Here is an 18553-nt window from a genome sequence, read left to right as displayed (position 1 = left end):
TATGGTCTTGCGGCCGAAGAGCAAGCCGCCGCTTTGACGAAGACGCTGGCGGGATCGACGGGCGGCTGTTACCCCGCCGGGAAACAGGGAGAGACAAGGCGTGCCACTGACCGGAGTTCGCGTACTCGATTTCGGCCGCTATATCGCGGGTCCTTATTGTGCGGCGTTGCTGGCAGACTATGGCGCCGACGTCATCCGCATCGAGGCGCCCGGCGGCAACGAGGATCGCTTTTCGGTGCCGGTCGCCGCCGACGGGTCGGGCGGGATGTTCCTGCAGATGAATCGTAACAAGCGCAGCCTGACGCTAAAACCGGGCAGCGACGAAGGGCGCGAGATCGTGCGGCGGCTGGTGCGGACCGCTGATGTCGTCGTCGCCAACATGCCCGACGATGCGTTGGAAAAGCTCGGCCTCGACTATCCGACGCTTTCCGCGCAGCGTCCCGAGATCATCCTCGTCACCGCCTCGGCCTTCGGCAGCGAGGGGCCGCTCGCGCAGCATGTCGGCTTCGACGCGGTGGGGCAGGCGATGTCCGGCGCGGTGGTGATTGGCGGGCATGACGGACAGCCGTCGCGCGCGCAGGTCAATTATGTCGACTTCACGACCGCACTGCATTGCGCTTTCGGCGTCATGCTGGCGCTCCGCGAGCGCGACCGGACGGGCAGGGGGCAGCGCGTTTCGGGATCGCTGCTCGGCAGCGCGCTGGCGGTCTCGAACGGGTTGACGATCGACCATGCACTGAACGGCATCGACCGCGGCATGATGGGCAACCGCGCCTTTTCGTCCGCCCCCACCGACATTTTCGCGACCAGCGACGGCTGGGTCATGACGCAGGTGGTCGGCAACCCGATCTTCGCACGCTGGGCGCGGCTGGTGGCGAGACCCGAACTGATCGACGATCCGCGCTTCGCCTCCGACATATTGCGCGGCGAGCATGGCGCGGAATTGAGCGCGATCATGGCCGATTGGTGCGCGGGACGGACCAACGAACAGGCGCTTCGCGAACTGGGCGAAGCGCGTGTACCCGCGGGGGCGGTGCTGAAGCCCTCGGAAGCGCTCGCCCATCCCCAGGTTGCCGCGGCCGGGCTGGTCGAACCCATGACTTATCCTTCTGCTGCGTCCGCGGCACCAATTGTGCGCACGCCGATCGGCCTGTCGGCAAGCGCGAAAGCTCCGCTTGCGCCCGCACCGCAAGCAGGCGAGCATAGCGACGCGATACTCGCAGAGATCGGCTATGGCGCCGGAGCCATTTCGGCTTTGCGCGCGCAAAATATTATTTGATCCGCGGCCGCTGGACGCCGCCGCACCGGACGATTACATACCGATCAGTACAGATTGATGCAGGAGTCCTCACATGAGCGATCAGACCGAATATGTGCCGCCGAAAATCTGGACGTGGGACAAGGAAAGCGGCGGACGCTTCGCGAACATCAACCGCCCCATCGCCGGCCCCACGCACGACAAGGAGCTGCCGGTCGGCAAGCATCCGCTGCAACTCTATTCTCTCGGCACACCAAATGGGGTGAAGGTCACGGTGATGCTCGAGGAACTGCTCGCGGCGGGCCACAACGGCGCCGAATATGACGCCTGGCTGATCAACATCGGCGAGGGCGATCAATTTTCGAGCGGCTTCGTCGGCGCTAATCCGAACAGCAAGATTCCCGCACTCGTCGATCGCAGCGGCGCCGAGCCGATCCGCGTCTTCGAATCGGGCGCGATCCTGATCCATCTAGCCGAAAAATTCGGCGCTTTTCTCCCGACGGACCCTGCCAAGCGCGCCGAAACGCTGTCGTGGCTGATGTGGCAGATGGGCAGCGCACCTTTCCTCGGCGGCGGGTTCGGCCATTTCTATGCCTACGCCCCGTTCAAGCAGGAATATCCGATCAACCGCTATGCGATGGAGGTGAAGCGCCAACTCGACGTGCTCGACCGCCAGCTTGCGACAAGCGAGTATATCGCCGGCACCGACTATACGATCGCCGATATGGCGATCTGGCCCTGGTATGGCGCGCTGGCCAAGGGCCTCGTCTATGAAGCGGGCGAGTTCCTGCAGGTGCAGGGCTACAAGAACGTCCAGCGCTGGACCGACCAGATCGCCGCGCGCCCGGCGGTGAAGCGCGGCCGCATGGTCAATCGCGTGGTGGGCGATCCGGCAAGCCAGCTTCGCGAGCGCCACGACGCATCGGATTTCGACCTCCGCACGCAGGACAAGCTACAGGCCGAGGCGCCCGCCGAATAAGCGCAAATTGCATCTCTCGCCCCTGCCGCGGCCTTAACGGTCCGGCAAGGACGGGGAATTTCCGCCGGCGGCCCTCGCCGGATTTTGCGTAAAATCCGAAAAGTCGAATGCGCGCCGACTGGACCGCGCATTCATCGCCCTGCGCCATGCTTGGCACATGATGATATCCGGTTTCTCCTTGCATTCCGTCCGTTCGCTTCCTGCCGCAATGGCGCGCAGCGAACGCGCGGCGGCGATCGTCGAGATGGCGCTCGTACTGCCACTCTTCCTCGCGCTGCTGATGGGCATATTGGTCTACGGCCATTATTTCATGCTCGCCCACAGCGTGCAGCAGGCAGCGAACGACGGCGCCCGCGCCGCGATCACAGGCCTAGATGCCGCCGACCGGCGCGCGGTCGCGACGCGCGCGGTCGATCGCAGCATGAAGGCCATCGGCGGCTTCACCCCCGCGACCCGCAGCGTCGCGGTCACCGAAACGAACGAGGCGGTGACTGTCGCGGTGACCTACAGCGTGCCCCAGGGCAGCTTCATCCGCTCCTCCTTCGTGCCGTCGCCCGGCAACGTCATCCGCGCCAGCGCGACCTTCGAGCTCCCGGTGGATTGACCATGGCCCGTTGCACCAACCTGCTCCAGGACCGGCGCGGCGCCATCAGCGTCATGTCCGCGGTTGCGATGTCGATGCTGATCGGCGCCACGGCGCTCGCGGTCGATATCGGCTCCTTCTATCTCGACCGCCGCAAGCTTCAGGGCATCGCCGACGCCGCCGCGCTCGCCGCCGCCGGACGGCCGGGGCAGGAACGCGCGGCCGCCGAACGGATCATCGCCGCGAACTGCGACTGCAACATCGTCATCGCGTCGCTGACCTCCGGTACATATCAAGCCGATCCGGCGATACAGGCCGAACAGCGCTTCAGCCCCGGCAGACCGGCACAGAATGCGGTACGCATCGTCCTGACACGCGATCGCCCGATGTTCTTCGGCCGTTTCCTGACCGGGCGCGACAAGACCGTCATCGGCGTTTCGGCGACGGGCGCGCGTCAGGGCTACGCCGCCTTTTCGCTCGGCTCGCGCGTCGCGGCGCTCCATGGCGGGGTTCCGAATGCGCTGCTGTCGTCCTTAACCGGCAGTCAGGTCAATCTGTCGGTGATGGACTATAATGCGCTGGCCGGCGCCGACGTCGATCTGCTCGCTTTTTCGGACGCGCTGCGCACGCAGCTCAACGCCAATGTCCTGACTTTCGGTCAAACGCTCGACACCCAGGCGACGCTGCCGCAGGTGCTTTCGGCACTCGCGGCCTCGACCGATGGCCAGGCATCGGCGGCGCTCAGCAGATTGGCGACGGGCGCCGTACCGAAAGCGCTGTTCCCGTCGCGCGCGATCGACCTCGGCCCACGCTCGTCGAGCATTCGCGTCGATGAGGCCAACCCGGTCAAGGTCAACGCGATGAGCCTGCTCCGCTCGATGCTGTTGCTCGCCAACGCGAACCGCCAGATCGACCTGTCGGTCGCAAGCAGCCTGCCGGGCGGATCGGGGGTCAATATCGCCTTACTGGTCGGCGAACCGCCCGCGGATTCGCCACTGATCGCGATAACCGACACGGAGCAGGTGATCGTGCGGACCGCGCAAGTGCGCCTGAAACTGGCGGCGAAGGTCGCGCTGCCGCTCGCGAGCGTCGAAATCCCCGTCTATGCCGAACTGGGGTCGGCAGCGGCGCGGATCACCGACATCGATTGCACGGGCGGAAGCGGCGCGGTCACGCTCGGCGTCAAGACGTCACCCGCCACGTTGATGATCGGCAAGGTCGCAGACAGCGATTTTCAGAATATGCAGCGGCCGCTTGATCCGACGCCAGCCAAGCTCGTGAATCTCACGCTGGCCAATGTCGAGGGGAAGGCCGAGCTCGTCCTTTCCGACCTCAACGAAAAACCCGCGCGCTTCACCCGCGCCGAGATCGATCAGGGCACCGTCAAGACGGTCGAAAGCAGCGGCCTTGTCGCAGGTGCCGCCAAATCGCTGACCGACCGGATCGACCTAAAGGTCAATATTCTCGGCCTTGGTCTCGGGGTCAACGCGCTGAAGGACGTCGTCGGCGAGGCCCTCGGGCTTGCGGCGCCCGTGCTCGACGGCGTTCTCGAAAGCCTGACCGGGATACTCGGCGTTCATATCGGTGAAGCCGATGCCCGCGTGAATGCGCTACGCTGCGGCAAGGCGCGGCTCGTCTGATCCGCTGTTTTGGCGCCAAACCGGACCCGGTTCGACGCCAGCCACCGTCATATCTCCCCATAAGAATCCCAAGGGCATGAGGGGAAATGATCGTGACAAGATCGCAGGAAACACAGCGTGTCTCGGCGGCCGACTTCATCCGGGGGTTCGCCAACTGGCGATTGCAGTCCGCGCGCAAGCCGGTTGTCGTGACGCATCATGGCAAGGATGCCCATGTCCTCATTTCGCTCGACGACTATCGCCGATTGGGGGACGGCGCTCCGGGAATGGATCTGCGCAATTCGCTGGCCGGACTCGTCGAATCGATTCGCGACGCTGTCATCCTGATCGATCGCGAGCGCCGCATCGTCGCGATCAATCCGGCGGGTTCCGATATGCTGGAGATGGCGGCCGCCGACGTGATCGCCCGCCATCTTGAGGAGGTGCTGCCGGCGCTCGGCAGTCATTTGCTGTTTGCGCACGTCAATCGCCTTCTCGATCATCGCGAACGTTTCACAGGGGATGTGCCGGGCCTGCTGCACCCGCGGCAATGGCTGCGCGTCGAGCTGGTGCCGCTGCCTGTCGGCGGCGCGCTCGTGCTGCGCGATATCAGCGCATCGATGGAGGAATCGTCGGCGCTCGACGCGCGGCGGGCGCGCGTCGATGCTTTCGAAGCGCATGGCGGCATCGGCCATGCGGCAATCTCGGTGCGCGAGATGGTAGAGAGTGCCAATGGTGCGCTGACCGCGATGATCGGCGTCGATCCTGCCGCGATTCGCCGGGTCCGTTTTTCGGCGCTTGTTGCAATGCCCGAGCGTGCCGCTTTTGCTGAAGCCCTGGAAACGCTGTTTCGTACTGGCGCGCCCATACGCATCGCCTCGTCATTGGTGACGCGCGAAGGCGCCGCGCAGCCGGTGGCCCTCGCACTCGCCGAACGGCGCGGTGCCTATGCCAGCGAGGGCGCGGTCGTCATGGTGACGCGCCGCTAAAGCCTTTCGTCTTTCCCGGTCATCGATCGAACCGGCGGCTGGACAAGCCGCCGCATGCGGCGCACCTTGCCGTGGAAGGGTTGCTCCTCGCAACTTACCTTTACGTAAACGTGAGCGCCTCCTATAAGGGCGCCATGGCCCAATGGGAGAATCGATAATGGACATGGAGTTCAGCCCCGAAGACCTCGCCTTCCAGAAGGAAGTGCGCGCGTTCATCGCCGAAAATTACCCTGCCGACCTGCGCGGCAAGCAGGATGAGGGCGAGGAGCTCAGCAAGGAGGATTTCCTCGCCTGGCACAAGATTCTGTACAAGAAAGGGTGGATCGCGCCCGCTTGGCCGGTCGAATATGGCGGCACCGGCTGGACCCCGACGCAGCGCTTCATCTGGTCGGAGGAAACCGCCCGTGCCGACTGCATCCGCCTGATGCCCTTCGGTCTCGCCATGGTCGGCCCCGTCATCTACACCTTCGGCACGCCGGAGCAGAAAGCGCGCTTCCTGCCGCGCATCCTGTCGGGCGAGGATTGGTGGTGTCAGGGCTATTCGGAACCCGGTTCGGGCTCCGACCTTGCCTCGCTCCGCACCGTCGCGGTTCGGGATGGCGACGAATATGTCGTCAACGGACAAAAGACCTGGACGACGCTGGCGCAGCATGCCGACTGGGGATTCTTCCTCGTCCGCACCGACAAGGATGCCAAGCAGCAGGAAGGCATCAGCTTCCTGCTGATCGACATGAAATCGCCCGGCATCACCGTGCGTCCGATCATCACGCTCGGCGGCGAGCATGAAGTGAACGAGGTGTTCCTCGAGGACGTCCGCGTTCCCGTCGAGCAGCGCGTCTATGAGGAAAACAAGGGCTGGACCTGCGCCAAGTTCCTGCTCGCGCACGAGCGCACCGGCATCGCCGGCGTCGCGGCGTCGAAGCGCGGGATCGAAAAGGTGAAGGCGATCGCCCGCACCGAGCTCGACGGCGACAAGCCGCTGCTCGCCAACCCCTTTTTCAAGCGCAAGATGGCCGAGCTGGAGATCGACCTGACCGCGCTTGAGTTCACCGAGTTGCGCAGCCTTGCGGGTGCGAACGCGGGGAAGGGCCCCGGACCCGAATCCAGCCTGCTCAAGATCAAGGGCTCCGAAATCCAGCAGCGGCTGACCGAACTGACGCTGGAAGCGGTCGGCCATTATGGCGCCCCCTATTTCCGCGGTTTCGGGGAAGGCGACAACGAACATCCGATCGGGCCCGATTACGCCCATCGCGCGGCGCCGACCTATTTCAACATGCGCAAGACGACGATCTATGGCGGGTCGAACGAGATTCAGCGCAACATCATCGCGAAGATGGTCTTGGGATTGTGAAGGCGTCGTCCCCGCGAAGGCGGGGGCCGCCATCGGCCTGACTCAGCGCCGCAGCCTGAACCTACAGCAGCCCCCGCTTTCGCGGGGGCGACGAGGATAAGAACAATGGATTTCACTTACACCGAAACGCAGGACATGATCCGCGACACGCTGTCGCGCTTTCTGGCCGACACCTATGACTTCGAGACGCGCCAGAAGTTCATCAACAGCGATGCTGGCCGCGATCCCGCGATCTGGACCGCGCTGGCGCAGGAACTCGGCATGCTCGGCGCCGCCTTCAGCGAAGAGCAGGGCGGCCTCGGCGGCGGCGCGCTCGAAAATGCCATCATCATGGAAGAACTGGGCAAAGTCATCGGGATCGAGCCCTATCTGCCGACCGTCGTCATCGCGGGCGGCGCGCTCAAGGCCGTCGGCGGCGCGCAGGCCGAAGCGATGATCCCCGAAATCATCGCGGGCAACGCGATCGTCGCCTTCGCCTATGCCGAACCGCAGGGCCGCTACGACCTCGCCAACCTGCGCACCACCGCGAAGAAGGACGGCGCGGGCTATGTGCTGAACGGGCACAAGGGCGTCGTCTATGCGGCGCCTTGGGCTACGCACCTGCTTGTCACCGCCCGTACCGGCGGCAACCAGCGCGACAGGGACGGCGTGTCGCTGTTCCTGATCGACGCCAATCTTCCGGGCATCGTCCGCCGCGACTATCCGACCGTCGATGGCAATCGCGCCTCCGAAATCTATTTCGAGAATGTCGCGATCCCTGGCGATGCGCTGCTCGGCGGCGAGGGCGCGGGCCTCCCGCTGATCGAACAGATCGTCGATGAAGCCACCGTCGCGGTCTGCGCCGAAGCGACCGGCGTGATGCAGAAGCTCCACGAAGGCACGCTCGAATACACCCAGCAGCGCAAGCAGTTCGGGGTGCCGATCGCCAAGTTCCAGGTGCTCCAGCACCGCATGGTCGACATGTTCATGGAGGTCGAACAGGCGCGCTCGATGACGATCATGGCGACGCTGAAGCTCGACCTGCCAGCGAGCGAACGCATGGCGGCGGTGTCGGCGGCGAAGAGCAAGGTCGCGCGCGGCGCCAAGTTCGTCGGCCAGAACGCCATCCAGACCCATGGCGGCATCGGCATCACGCAGGAACTGGCGATCGGCCATTATTTCAAGCGTGCGACGATGATCGAGGGTCAGTTCGGCAGCGCCGATCACCATCTCGACCGCTACGAACGGATCATTCTGGCCGACTGATCCGGAGGACTAGCCGTCGGCGTCGCCCCTCAATAGGCGACGTCGACGGCGATCCGGAGCGTGCGCGGGCGCAAGGGGGTCAGGAAACCCTCATTCCCCTCGACGAAGGGGGTTCCGAGCGAGAAGCGGTTCCCGCGCGAATCGAACAAGTTGGTCAGCGTCAGCGACAGCCCGCGGCGTTCGTTTCCGACGCGCAGGGCAAGCCCCGTATCGACATAATCACCCTGGCGTTCGCCGAGGACCGGCCCGATGCCCAGCCGCGACGGCCCGATATAATTGGCCCAGCCGTTCACCCGGAAATCTTCGTCGCCGATGACGGTCGCGTAGCTCACCGAGCCGCGCACCGCATGGCTCGCGACGTTGGGAATACGGCCCAGCCGGGCCGGCGCAAGATCGAAGACCGGCAGAATTTGCGGCGAGAGATCATCCACCTTGCTGTGATTATAGACCGCGCCAAGTTCGAACGTCAGCGCCGAGCTTGGCCGAAGCGCAACCGCGCCCGACAGGCTGGTGATCCGGCCGTCGCCGATGTTGGCGGTGGTCGGAAAGCCGTTGCTGTCGATGAAATCGGCCTGGATATTGCGCCAGCGGCTGTATGAAACCGAAATGCTGGCGTCGAGGAGGCTTTTGCCCTTGTCACCGAAGCGCATCCCCGCCTCCCAGGTTCGGACCTGATCGTTGAGGAAACGCCGCACGAAATTGCCGTCGACCGCCAGCCCGCCGGGGCGGAAGCCCTCCTGATAGCGCGCATAGAGCCGGATATTGTCGAGCGGCGTCGCGAGCAATGAGAAGGAGGGGAGAAGGTCGGTTTCGGTCCGCGACGCGGTCGTCGCGCGATTGGCTTCCGCCAAGGCGAAGGACACGCCTTCTGCGCCGCCGTCCAGCTTCGCGTGCGACAAGCGAAGCCCGCCCGATGCCATCAGGTCGGGCATCACCTCGACGGTTGCTTCGGCATAGCCGGTGAATTCGGTGATCCGGTTGGTAACGCCGGGCAGGATCGCGCGAAGCGAGCCATAGGCATATTCGCGGTCCTGCCGCGCTCGATTGTCGATGAAGCTCGCGCCGATCACCCAGCCGAGCCCGTCATGATAGGGCCGCGACAGGCGGTTTTCGCTCACGAACATGCGCGTCTTGTTATGCTGATCCAGCACGCGCGGGACATCGTTCATCGGCACGATCTGGGCTGGCGCAAAAAGGCGCTCGACGTCGATGGCTCCTGCGGTGACGTCGGCGCCACCACCGCTCGCCGACCTCGCCGACGGCACGCTCGCGTCGAACCGTTCGAACAGACGGTGGTCGATATAGGCGTTGGACGACTGGAAATGCAGATCGTCCCAGTCCTTCATCACGACGATCGAGCCCATGCCGTAGCGCGCGGTCGCATTCTGATCGATCATCGAGCGGCGGGTGAGCGGCGGCCCGTCCTTGTCGGCATATTGCGCGTCGTCGGAGATGATTGCCTGATAAACGCCGCCGAGATCGACGGTCCAGTCGCCGCCGGCATCGAAGCGGAACGTGCCGCGGCCACCGCGGACATGGACCCTATTGACGTCCCTCTGCCCGGTCAGCGGATTATCGATATAGCCGCCATCGGAGATCATATAGCCGACGAGGCGCAACGCATGTCTGTCGCTGACCGGCACGTTCGCGATCGCAGCAATATCGCCGCCGGGATCGCCATGCTGGGTCAGCGAAAAGCCGGCGATCGCCTGCACCGAAGGGTCGTGCGGGTCCGGCGCCTTCGGAATGGTGCGGATGATACCGCCGAGCGAGCCCGCGCCGTAAAGCGTGCCCTGCGGCCCTTCGAGAATCTCGACGCTGTCGATATCGTAGAGACGAAGGTCGGGGTCCGGGGCGTTATAGCTGAGGCGGATGTCGCCGAGATATTGGCCCACGGTCGCCTGCGTCGGGCCGGTGAAGCTCGAATCGGCGATGCCGCGAATGAACAGCTTGTTGCGCCCCGAACCGAGATGGGTCGAAGATACGGTCGCAACACGCGACAGGATCGATTCGGTCCCGCGCTCGCCGCCGAACGCCAGTTCATCGCCATCCAGCCGCGTGGCGACCCCCGCGAAGCGCGAATAGGGAAGGTCGGTCTTGCTCGCGGTGACGACGATTTCGTCCTGCTCCGCAGCGACGATATCCTGTGTCTGCACCCGCGCTGGCGGAGCGGGGCGCCGCGGCGCAGGGCGGGCCAGCCGCGAGGGAGACGGACGGCGCTCGATCCGCCAGCTCGTACCATTGACCCGCACCGCGCGTGTGCCGGTGCCTGCAAGCATCCGCTTCAGCGCGTCCTCGATATCCATGCGCCCGCGCACGGGCCTGACGTCGGCCTGCCACAAGCGCCCGTCGGCGACGCTGATGCTGATGCCCGCCTGACGGCTCAATTGTGGAAGCGCGGCAGAAAGCGCGCCGCCCGATACGTTGAACGCGCGCTCTTCGGCCGCCGCGGCCTGCGCCGGCAGGCCGACAAGCGCAAGGGCCAGCAGAGACGATCCCCAGCCGCGCATGGCTAACGCGTCAGCACCCAGCCATCGCCGCGCCGCTCGGCGGTGGTGCCCGACAGGGCGGCGAGGTCGGCAATCGTGCGCGCGCGATCCTTATCGACGATGAGCGCGCCGCGGAACGATTGGCCTTCGGCCCCGGGCGCGATCGTCACATCGATGCCGGCGGTACGTTTCAGATCCTCGGCGACCACCTGGAGCGGCGCGCCATTATAGACGAGCAGCCCGGTGCGCCAGCCGCCGATATTGGCGACATCGACCGGGCGAACCACCGGCGGCTTCGCCGCGCCGTCATCGGCGTCGATTGCGTGGCCGGCTTCGATCCGGACCTTGTCGCGATCGGGATTGTAGAGCACGACGCCTTCGGACACCGCCACCGACGTCGCCCTGTCCCGGCGCACAACGTTGAACGCCGTGCCAAGATCGACAATGCGCGACGCTCCTGCTTCGACAACGAACGGATCGTCTTTGCGGTGGACGACGTGGAACATCGCTTCGCCGCCCGTCAGCCGGGCGAAGCGCGGGCGATCCTTGTCGAATTCGACCACCGACCCGCCGTTGATCTCGATCCGCGACCCGTCCGATAGCTTAACCGAACGATGCTCGCCCGCCGCGGTTTCGATCCGGTTCGGATCGCCGGACAGGTCGAGCTGCGGCACCGCGATCATCGCGACGAGCGCCGCGGCGATAGCACCGCCGAACCATATGCGACGCGATGGGCGGCCCGGACTCTCCGGGTGAATCACGACCGCGGGCCTGACCTCGGAAGGCAGCATATCGAGATCATGGTCGAGGCTCGCGAGCGCATCGTAAATCTCCACGTGCGCGGACTCTTCGGCCAGCCAGTCGGCGAACGCGTCCCAATCGGTGAAACCGGGGTCGCGCTGGCGGACGATCCAGTCGATGGCACGCGCTTCGGCGGCGGTTTTCATATCGTCATCCATCGAACTGCCTCCGCACCTTCGCGATGGCCGCGTAAACTTTGCGAAGATCGGCTTCGACCGTGCTCAGGCTGACACCCAGCTCGGCCGCGATTTCACGCTGCTGGATGCCGTCGATACGGAAACGGCGGAAGATGCGCGCGGGGCGCTCGCCGGTCGCGGTGATCGCCTGATCAAGGAGCGTCAATTGTTCGCGCGAAATGAGCGAACGCTCAGCGGAAGGCATCTCGGTCGAGACGGTTTCGGTCCACGCAGCATCGCGCAGCGCGCCCTGACGGGCCGAGCGGTAGCGGTCGAGCATCAGATTGTTCGCCGCGCGCATCGCATAGGCCAGCGGTTCGGCGACCGGACCGGTGCCGCGTTCGGTCAGGCGCATCCACAAATCCTGAAACATATCCTCGGCCGCGTCGCCCGCACCGCGCACTTCCAGAAAGCGCACGATACGGTCGCGGTTGGCAAGCAACACGCCTTCGATGCCCTGGACGGCGCCCGTTCGATCACTCGCGTCGGTCATGAATTGCTTGCCGCGGAACGCCATCTTCTGCAGGCGCGCGGCCCTTCGCGCGCCGTCCGGCCCCCTGATAGCGCCGGCATATAGCGCCAAGCGCGCGCCATGCAACCGTATCGACACGGCCGGGGCGATGTCGCGGGGAAGGATGGTCGCAGACTGCATCATCTCCTTTTGTCCTTCGGGTCTTGGCAAGGGGGAAGCGGGGTAGGGAGGAGCTTCCCCCTTGCTGCGGGCCCGCCGAGGGGGCTACAGGCCGACCCGCACGCTCGCACGGAACGCCCAGCCGATATGGCTTTGCTGTTCTTCCGCAGACACTTCGCCGGCGACCTGGAAGGCCGAATTACCTGCGATGCCACGGAAGCGGCCGACCCAGCCGCTCGTGCGATCCTCTGGAACCAGGGTGAAGGGCGTGCCATCCTTGAACGATGCGACGGTCGCGCCCAGCCCACCGCCGACGATCTGGCGGCGTCCGCCCTCGAGCTCGAAGCGCGTCCAGCCGTCATATTCGTCAGCACCTCCGAATTCGAGACCGAGCGCGACGGTGCCCGAGACCGCGAGCTCGTCGCTGCTGCGATCGAGCACGGTCAGGTCGAGCGCATCGCCGCCGCCGCTTTCGGCGTAACCGTCTTCCTTCAGCTTGTAATAATCGATGGCGACGGTCGGGCGGATCGTCAGCCCGCCGAGGCGCGCATCCTTGGCGACCGACCCCGAGGCCGAATAGAGCTGGCCGTCCCACTTGCCGCGCATCGTCTTTTCGATGTCTTCGGCGCCCGCCGTGGCGCGGAAGAAGCGCGTGCCCTTGAAGCTGATCGGAGCGCCCGAGACACGCGCGCTCGCCAGCCAGCCGTCGGACTGCAAATGCCAGTGCAGCGCACCCTCGAACTGGCTCGACGTCACTTCATTGTCGTTGCTGCTGTTGCCGTCCTTGCCATTGAGGAAGGCGATCGAGCCGCCGAAATTGCCGATGTCGCTCTTGATCTCGGCGCCGAGCGAAATGCCCCACCCGCTGACGTTATAACCCGCGGTCTGCCCGACGCCCTTCGCGGTGCCCCAGACTGCCTGGTTGATCCAGTAGCGCCACTTGCCCTCGTCCTGGAACGGCGCATTGGGGTCCTGGAGGTAGCGCGCCAGCGCGCGCGAGCCCGAGGTGACGGTCTCGAACACGCCGCCTTCATGTTCCGGGAGCATCTGGCGAAGCTGGTTATGGAACTGGGTGCCGTCGGTGATGCCGAGGAACACGCCCTCGACCTTCTGGTCGGCGGTCACGGCATCAATCACCGCGTCGAACGCGCTTGATTCCGACCGGTTGAGGCCGAGATCGGTCGTACTCTTGCGCGAGACGTTGACGATAAGCTGATTGGCGTTCGAGCTCAGCGTACCCTTGTAGAGGAAGGGCAGCAGCGTCGATTCGGCGGTCAGGTTGCTCGCGCCGGTCAGCGTGCCGGCGGTCAGCACGATATGATTGCCCTCGGCATTCTCGATGCTCGACAGCTTGAGCGCGAGCTTCGAGTCCGCGCCGAAGCTGGCGTTGCCCGCGACATTGAGCGCCGTGCCTGCGGTGCCGCCGTCGAGCGTCACCGCAAGCACGCCCTTGTTGGTCACCGCCAGCGAGGCGATCGACGCCGCGCCGCTCACATCGAAGGTGCCGCCATCGACCGCGACGGCAAGTCCCTGCGAGTTGAGGAGATTGCCCGAGAAGCGCGAAGTGCCGCCGATCGTCAGCGTATCGCTGCCGCCGCCGAAATCGGCGGTGCCGCTGAAGACCGAGGTGCCGCCAAGCACCATCGTGTCGTTGCCGCTGCCGAAGCTGGCCTTGCCCGCATAGGTCGCATCGCCCGACATCGCGAGGCGGTTGCTGCCCGCACCGAACATCGTATTGCCCTTCACCGACCCGTCGGCGATATCGAACACATCGTTGCCGCCGCCGAAGCGGACGTCACCGACAATGCTTGGCGCCGCGATGCCGCTTGCGACCGCGGTCTGCTTCACCGTAGCGCCATTGCCGTTCGCCGACAGGTCGATCGCAATATTGCGGTCCGATGTCGCGGCGGCGCCGGTCGCGCTGATCGTGCCGCTGTTCTCGATCGTTCCGACCGTCCCAGACAGATCGACGATCGCCCGCGCAGTGCCCGCATCCCCGGCCGCCTTCGCGCTGATCGTGCCGCTGTTACGGATGAGCGCGACATTGCCGCCCGCCTCGACGAGGATACCCGTCGAGATCGCGCCCGCGTCCTTGCCGCCCGATGCCTCGACCTTACCCCCCACGCGGATTTCCGGCGTCGTCGCGCCGCTGCCGACGCGGATCGCCGTCGCCGACGCCCCGTTCGAGATGGCCGAAACGCTGCCATTGACGCCAATCCCGCCAGCGATCGTCACGTTGCGGCCCATGCCGCCGAGCTGGATCGCGGTCGCGTCCTTGCCGGCATAGAGGCCGTTACCCGCGATCCCGCCGTCGATGATCAGGCCGAGGCCCGTTCCGGTTCCGGCGACCGCGCCGATCGTGATGTCCTGGCTTGCCGAACCGATGCGAAGGGCCGGGGCCGAACCATAGGACTGGATCGAACCCGATCCTTCCTTGGCATCTTCGATACCGTCCTTGTCCTCGTCCTTGTCCTCGGGCTTGGTGTCCTTCGGCGGCACGGCGACGACGATGCCGCCGGAGACATTGCCTTCGATCGACAGCGCCGGGCCGCCGATCAGCAGGTCATCGGCGTCGAGCTTCGACGGATCGCTCGGCGGCGTCGTATAACGATAGCCGGTAGCCGTGAGCGTTCCCTGCACGACGAGCGCACCATTGATATTGCCAGCAAGGCGGGCGGCGGTGGCATTCTGTCCCACGGCGCTGATCGTTCCGGCGAGGCGGACGTTGCCGTTGACGTCCTGCAGTCCGACCCCGAGCGCATTGTCGCCGAGGACCGAAATCTTGCCGTCGTTAGTGAAATTGCCGGTCAGCGGCCCGCCGAGGCGGATGCCGGCCGAATTGTTACCCTCGATCGTGATCTCGCCGCTGTTGACGATATTGCCGGTGAAGGCGCCGCCGGTCGCAATGCCCGTGCGGCCGGTGCCAACCGCATAGGGACCGTCGATGTCGCCGTCCTTGTCGATATCGGTCGGCGCATAGCTTTCGTCGATGATGATCTTGCCGGTCGCCGAATTGGTGATCCCGCCCACCGTGCCGGCGTTTGCGGAAATGCCGGTCGCACCGTCGGAATTGGTAATCTGGATCGTGCCGTCGTTGGTGACCTTGTGGTTGCTGTCGATCGTGACCGCGGTGCCGCTCGTCGGCTTGATCGAGCCCGCCGAGGTGATCTTCACATCGTCCGGCGCGCCCGATTTAACGGTCGAGGTGCGGACGGGCGTCGTGGTCGCGGTGCTGATGCTCGTTTCGGCATGAGCGGCGGTGGAAAAAACGGCGGCAAGGCAGGTTGAGGCCAGCAAGGTCGTGCGCATGAAATCCCTCTTTTGATGTCGACCGGGTACTCCCGGAACCGACCACAAGACGGAACCCGCGCTTCCTGGCCTTGAAGAAAAATGACACGGCGCTTTGATCGCAAGAAACGGAGCGGGGCAGCGCCCATCGTCCTGTTAGGAAAGCAGGATCAATCGCAGTCCGGAGCAGCCATGACGTCACCGTTCAATATAGCCGACCTCGATACCGAGGCCTTTGCCAGCAATCTCGGCGAAAAGGGCTGGCACATGCTGCCCGGTTTGTTGACGCCGGAGCAATGTTCGGACCTCCAGAAAGGCTATGACAACGCCGGTCGCTATCGCAGCACGGTATCGATGCAGCGCCATGGCTTCGGGCGCGGCGAATATCGCTATTATCGCTATCCGCTGCCCGATCTCGTCGCGGGCCTTCGCGCCGACTTCTATCCGCCGCTCGCAACGCTCGCCAACGAATGGGCGACGCAATTGGGAAGAACATCGCTCTATCCCGCCGACCATGCGACTTTTTTGGCCCAATGCGCTCTTGTAGGCCAGTCGCGCCCCACGCCGCTTATCCTCCGCTATCGATCGGGCGATTATAATTGCCTTCATCAGGACCTTTATGGGGAACTCCATTTTCCGTTCCAGATCGCGATCCTCCTGTCTCGGCCGGGCGAGGATTTCGACGGCGGCGAGTTCGTGATCACCGAACAGCGCCCGCGCATGCAGTCGCGCCCGCATGTCGTGCCGCTTGGACAGGGCGATGCGGTAATCTTCGCGGTTAACGAAGCGCCGCGTCAGGGAGGGCGCGGAACCTACCGCGTCAAATTACGCCATGGCGTCAGCGAAATCCGGCGCGGCGAGCGCTTCACGCTGGGGGTGATATTTCACGATGCGGCGTGAGGGTGGCGGACAGGGTGTCTTCATCCTCCATGTTGCCGAGCGTTGCCTCCCATAGCCACATCCGCAGAAAATCGAGCTTACTCAAAACAATATCGTTGCCGCTGATTGCCACTTGTTGCCACGCGTCGCCGCTGTTATGATGGGTGTAAAGATGGGCAATGGAGATTCCACATATGCCGAAGCAAGCTGCCATTCTTGGCCCGCTGGCCGTCAAGAACCTGAAGGAAACCGGACTGCACTTCGTCGGTGAAGTGCCCGGCCTTGCGCTTCAGGTGCTGCCGACGGGCGCGCGGACGTGGATCTTGCGCCTCACGGTTGGAAACAGACGTCGCGACATGGGGCTCGGGGGTTTTCCAGAGATATCGCTCGCCGACGCGCGCGCTATGGCTCGTCAGGCGCGGCAGCGGGTGCGGGAGGGGTTCGACCCGATCGAGGAGCGCCGGGCGCTACGCCAATCTCTCAGAGATGCGCAGGCCAATCGCATGACATTCAAGGAAGCGGCCGAGGCCTATGTCTCCTCGAAGCGCGACGGATGGAAAAGCGATAAGCACGCCGCGCAGTGGTCAGCGACCCTCAAAAACTATGCTTATCCGGAGATCGGAGAAAAGCCGATCGCCGAGATCGAACTTCCAGAAATTCTCAAGGTGCTCGAACCGATTTGGAGCGAGAAGCCGGAAACAGCCAGCCGCCTTCGCGGTCGGATGGAGAATGTGTTGGACTGGGCAAAAACTCGCGGCCACCGGGAAGGGCTCAACCCCGCTCGTTGGCGCGGTCATCTCGACAATCAGCTCGCCAAGCCCGGGAAGCTCAAAGAGGCGAAGAATCGGCGCCTTGGCAAAGACGGGCATTTCGCGGCGATGCCGATCTATGACGCTTACGATTTCCTCAAACGACTGCGAGGAGCCGGAGGCATGGCGGCTCGTGCTTTGGAATTCGCGATCCTCACCGCTTCGCGATCCGGCGAAGTGCGCGGGGCCAGGTGGTCGGAAATTGACATAAAGGCGGGGATTTGGACGGTGCCAGCGAGCCGGATGAAGGCGGGCAAGCAGCATCGTGTATTGTTGCCCAAGCCGGCCATCGAGCTGCTCAACGCCTTGCCGCGCCTAGCCGACACGGACTTGGTATTCTGGGCGCCGCGAGGCGGCCAGTTGAGCGACATGTCCCTATTGGCCGTCATGCGCCGCATGGGCGAGGACGCCACGCCGCATGGCTTCCGGTCCACCTTCAGGGACTGGGTTTCGGAGCTCACCAATTATCCCGGCGACATGGCCGAAATGGCGCTGGCGCATACAATCAGCGACAAAGTCGAAGCAGCCTATCGCCGCGGTGACATGGTTCAGAAGCGCCGCCGCATGATGGATCATTGGGCCGCCTTCCTCGCATCTCCTCCGCCGGCTGAGACTGCCGGCAACATATCTTACATCGCGGAGGCGAGGGCATAATGGTTGCATTCATCCCTGACGGCTATCTCGACCGCGGAGGCGCTCTCCAGGTTGTCATCGAGACGCGCTTTCCTGACGAGCGTAAGGCCCTCGACGATATAAGGAAAACGGCCTCAGAGAGAGGCAGATTACCGAATCTGACAATTCCTGAGCGCCAGCTAGCCGAGAAAGCGGAGCCGGTGTTACGGTCATTGCTCTATAAGGGCAGTCTCCCCGCTGTCATTTTCGACCAGCATGGCGAAGATCAGGTGCCAGCTCATTTCTGGGCGTCTGAAGATGCGGATGACGTTTTACTTCATGGCAGCCATCGCATCTTCTTCCATGAGACGGACCTCCGCTCGGCACTGTCTCCGACCGAAGCAAGCATAGTCCCACCGCCAACTCAGACACGCGGCCGTCGCGCGGTGAAACTGCCTGCAGTGAAAGCCGCGATGGCCGCGTGCGATCTAACGGATCTCGCTTCGATGACAGAAGAGGTGATGGCCGTTACTTTTAACGCGTCCAGAGACACCTGCCGCAGGGCGAGAGCAGCGGTATTGTCGGAAAATCCGCACTCCAATTCCCGACAATAGGCGACGGCTAATCTCGACAATTATGCACCATCGACAAATAGCGACAGAGGTCATGCCCTGAATACCAAGATGCCACACGTAGCAATGTGAGGCTGTCAAACGGCGTTCAAAAGGGACCCCCGATCGGCGTCGAAGAGGGACCCCCTTTTCGGATATGATGCTGGTTTGTTGAAGATGGCCTTGCGCTGCGTGCGGCGGAGGGCGGGCGTAGCCCGACCGGAGGCGCGCGC

The 18553-nt window shown here is 64.4% G+C and carries 14 protein-coding genes; 10 read left to right on the top strand and 4 right to left on the bottom strand.

The genetic code is table 11. The features are described from left to right. The first annotated feature begins 100 nt into the window (after positions 1-100). From ACE3SL_RS05720 to ACE3SL_RS05690, 7 genes are all read left to right on the top strand, one after another. Complete coding sequence (locus tag ACE3SL_RS05720) at positions 101-1279, top strand: CaiB/BaiF CoA transferase family protein (RefSeq protein WP_374524796.1); 1179 nt, start codon at positions 101-103, stop codon at positions 1277-1279. A gap of 73 nt (positions 1280-1352) precedes the next feature. Further along, positions 1353-2237, top strand: coding sequence for a glutathione-dependent disulfide-bond oxidoreductase (yghU, locus tag ACE3SL_RS05715; RefSeq protein ID WP_374524795.1), 885 nt, complete (start codon positions 1353-1355; stop codon positions 2235-2237). A 208-nt stretch (positions 2238-2445) separates the two neighbouring features. Further along, a complete protein-coding gene (locus tag ACE3SL_RS05710; RefSeq protein WP_374524794.1) occupies positions 2446-2841 on the top strand; it encodes a TadE/TadG family type IV pilus assembly protein in 396 nt (131 codons plus the stop codon). 2 nt (positions 2842-2843) lie between these two features. Further along, on the top strand, positions 2844-4460 hold the full coding sequence (locus ACE3SL_RS05705; RefSeq protein ID WP_374524793.1) for a pilus assembly protein TadG-related protein: 1617 nt from the start codon (positions 2844-2846) through the stop codon (positions 4458-4460). A gap of 86 nt (positions 4461-4546) precedes the next feature. Beyond that, positions 4547-5428, top strand: coding sequence for a PAS domain-containing protein (locus ACE3SL_RS05700; protein WP_374524792.1), 882 nt, complete (start codon positions 4547-4549; stop codon positions 5426-5428). A 157-nt stretch (positions 5429-5585) separates the two neighbouring features. After that, positions 5586-6779 carry an acyl-CoA dehydrogenase family protein gene (locus ACE3SL_RS05695; RefSeq protein ID WP_374524791.1) on the top strand — a complete coding sequence of 398 codons (1194 nt, stop codon included), beginning with the start codon at positions 5586-5588 and terminating at the stop codon, positions 6777-6779. 105 nt (positions 6780-6884) lie between these two features. Continuing rightward, entirely contained in the window at positions 6885-8024 is a 1140-nt protein-coding gene (locus tag ACE3SL_RS05690; RefSeq protein WP_374524790.1) for an acyl-CoA dehydrogenase family protein, read from the top strand. Positions 8025-8053: 29 nt separating this feature from the next. On the opposite strand, the gene ACE3SL_RS05685 is transcribed toward ACE3SL_RS05690, so the two are convergent. The 4 genes from ACE3SL_RS05685 to ACE3SL_RS05670 form a co-directional block, all read right to left on the bottom strand. Further along, entirely contained in the window at positions 8054-10534 is a 2481-nt protein-coding gene (locus tag ACE3SL_RS05685; RefSeq protein WP_374524789.1) for a TonB-dependent receptor domain-containing protein, read from the bottom strand. A gap of 2 nt (positions 10535-10536) precedes the next feature. After that, positions 10537-11460 (bottom strand): FecR family protein, encoded by a 924-nt coding sequence (locus ACE3SL_RS05680; RefSeq protein WP_374524788.1) that lies wholly within the window; start codon positions 11458-11460, stop codon positions 10537-10539. A 4-nt stretch (positions 11461-11464) separates the two neighbouring features. After that, positions 11465-11983 (bottom strand): sigma-70 family RNA polymerase sigma factor, encoded by a 519-nt coding sequence (locus tag ACE3SL_RS05675; protein ID WP_374524787.1) that lies wholly within the window; start codon positions 11981-11983, stop codon positions 11465-11467. A 243-nt stretch (positions 11984-12226) separates the two neighbouring features. Beyond that, positions 12227-15430, bottom strand: a complete 3204-nt coding sequence (locus ACE3SL_RS05670; RefSeq protein WP_374524786.1) for an autotransporter domain-containing protein — start codon at positions 15428-15430, stop codon at positions 12227-12229. 171 nt (positions 15431-15601) lie between these two features. Between ACE3SL_RS05670 and ACE3SL_RS05665 the strand changes: the two genes are divergently transcribed. From ACE3SL_RS05665 to ACE3SL_RS05655, 3 genes are all read left to right on the top strand, one after another. Beyond that, positions 15602-16309: a 2OG-Fe(II) oxygenase gene (locus ACE3SL_RS05665; protein WP_374524785.1), complete on the top strand. Its 708-nt coding sequence runs from the start codon at positions 15602-15604 to the stop codon at positions 16307-16309. 173 nt (positions 16310-16482) lie between these two features. Beyond that, the gene (locus tag ACE3SL_RS05660) at positions 16483-17751 is read left to right on the top strand and encodes a tyrosine-type recombinase/integrase (protein ID WP_374524784.1); all 1269 of its coding nucleotides are present in this window, start codon (positions 16483-16485) and stop codon (positions 17749-17751) included. Continuing rightward, on the top strand, positions 17751-18323 hold the full coding sequence (locus ACE3SL_RS05655; RefSeq protein ID WP_374524783.1) for a hypothetical protein: 573 nt from the start codon (positions 17751-17753) through the stop codon (positions 18321-18323). Before ACE3SL_RS05660 ends, ACE3SL_RS05655 begins: the two co-directional genes overlap by 1 nt. The last annotated feature ends 230 nt before the right edge of the window (positions 18324-18553 follow it).

It is taken from the genome of Sphingopyxis sp., from assembly GCF_041916015.1.
Classification (GTDB): domain Bacteria; phylum Pseudomonadota; class Alphaproteobacteria; order Sphingomonadales; family Sphingomonadaceae; genus Sphingopyxis.
The sequence above is the reverse complement of the archived record's forward strand: the minus strand, read 5'-3'. Positions and strand labels throughout refer to the sequence as shown.

Coding starts and splice junctions, on each gene's coding strand:
- yghU (WP_374524795.1), top strand. CDS start 1,353: ATGAGCGATCAGACCGAATATGTGCCGCCGAAAATCTGGACGTGGGAC.
- ACE3SL_RS05710 (WP_374524794.1), top strand. CDS start 2,446: ATGGCGCGCAGCGAACGCGCGGCGGCGATCGTCGAGATGGCGCTCGTA.
- ACE3SL_RS05705 (WP_374524793.1), top strand. CDS start 2,844: ATGGCCCGTTGCACCAACCTGCTCCAGGACCGGCGCGGCGCCATCAGC.
- ACE3SL_RS05700 (WP_374524792.1), top strand. CDS start 4,547: ATGATCGTGACAAGATCGCAGGAAACACAGCGTGTCTCGGCGGCCGAC.
- ACE3SL_RS05695 (WP_374524791.1), top strand. CDS start 5,586: ATGGACATGGAGTTCAGCCCCGAAGACCTCGCCTTCCAGAAGGAAGTG.
- ACE3SL_RS05690 (WP_374524790.1), top strand. CDS start 6,885: ATGGATTTCACTTACACCGAAACGCAGGACATGATCCGCGACACGCTG.
- ACE3SL_RS05685 (WP_374524789.1), bottom strand. CDS start 10,534: ATGCGCGGCTGGGGATCGTCTCTGCTGGCCCTTGCGCTTGTCGGCCTG.
- ACE3SL_RS05680 (WP_374524788.1), bottom strand. CDS start 11,460: ATGAAAACCGCCGCCGAAGCGCGTGCCATCGACTGGATCGTCCGCCAG.
- ACE3SL_RS05675 (WP_374524787.1), bottom strand. CDS start 11,983: ATGACCGACGCGAGTGATCGAACGGGCGCCGTCCAGGGCATCGAAGGC.
- ACE3SL_RS05670 (WP_374524786.1), bottom strand. CDS start 15,430: ATGCGCACGACCTTGCTGGCCTCAACCTGCCTTGCCGCCGTTTTTTCC.
- ACE3SL_RS05665 (WP_374524785.1), top strand. CDS start 15,602: ATGACGTCACCGTTCAATATAGCCGACCTCGATACCGAGGCCTTTGCC.
- ACE3SL_RS05660 (WP_374524784.1), top strand. CDS start 16,483: ATGCCGAAGCAAGCTGCCATTCTTGGCCCGCTGGCCGTCAAGAACCTG.
- ACE3SL_RS05655 (WP_374524783.1), top strand. CDS start 17,751: ATGGTTGCATTCATCCCTGACGGCTATCTCGACCGCGGAGGCGCTCTC.